Here is a 973-nt window from a genome sequence, read left to right on the forward strand (position 1 = left end):
TTTGCCATCAGCAATCGCTATAAGTTGAGCGTCCCACGCTTGCTGAGCAAGCGTGAGTAGCAAATCTGGGCCAATACCGGCTGGTTCACCCGGTGTAATAGCAATTCTTAGAGTCATATTTATTGGTCTATAGGGAAAATTTCAACGTGAGCTTGCTCGCGCATTTCTTGCTGCCAGTTAAAACTTTCTTCCTTAAATTTACGGTTAAACAACATGCCATGAGCACGGTTACGTTTAGCTAGTTCAGTTTTATCAGCTACACGTTTGCCAAGTAACTGTACAATATGCCAACCAAACTGTGTTCTAAACGGTTCGCTTATTTCATTTTCTTTAAGAGAAAGTAATGTATCTTTAAACGCAGGTACGTAGGTAGTTGGATCTGTCCAATCGTACTCGCCACCTTTAAGTGCAGAGCCAGGATCTTCTGAGTACTCTTTAGCAAGTTCACCAAAGTCGGCTGTTCCTGCACGTAAGTCTTTTGCAAAGCCTGCAAGCATAGAGCGTGCTTTTTCTTCACTTAAAATAATTGAAGGTTTAATAAGTATATGGCGTGAACGTACTTCAGTTGTTTCTACAACTTGTAGACCACGAACGTCTTGTACTTTAATGATATGAAAACCAGCACCAGAGCGAAGTGGGCCAACAATAGCGCCTTTCTTTTGGCCTTTTACTGCTTCAGCAAAAAGCGATGGCATTTCGTTAATGCCCATGTAACCAAGTTGCCCACCTTCAAGTGCTTTTGAGCCGCTTGATGATGAAATAGCAATACGCTTAAATTCTTGGCCATCGTTTAATAGCTCAATAACTTTATCTGCACGTGTTTTTGCATCAGCAATTTCGTCAGCTGTCGCATCGTTAGGGATATCTATTAAAATATGACCAATGTCGTACTCTTCAGCACTTTGACCTTGGGTTTCCATAATTTTTAAAAGGTTATCAACTTCTTGTTCGCTAATATAAATACGACGATCAA

1 protein-coding gene and 1 pseudogene are annotated in these 973 nt (G+C 40.8%); both read right to left on the bottom strand.

All coding sequences use genetic code 11. The annotated features are described in order from the left end of the window. Nucleotides 1-117, bottom strand: a pseudogene (locus H5072_RS20295) (4-hydroxythreonine-4-phosphate dehydrogenase PdxA); the annotation flags it as partial. 2 nt (nucleotides 118-119) lie between these two features. Continuing rightward, nucleotides 120-973, bottom strand: an 854-nt coding sequence (locus tag H5072_RS20300; RefSeq protein ID WP_182694617.1) for a peptidylprolyl isomerase, incomplete at its 5' end; no start/stop codon positions are given.

Origin of the sequence: Pseudoalteromonas sp. SR45-5 (assembly GCF_014163565.1) — a bacterium.
Classification (GTDB): Bacteria; Pseudomonadota; Gammaproteobacteria; order Enterobacterales; family Alteromonadaceae; genus Pseudoalteromonas; species Pseudoalteromonas distincta.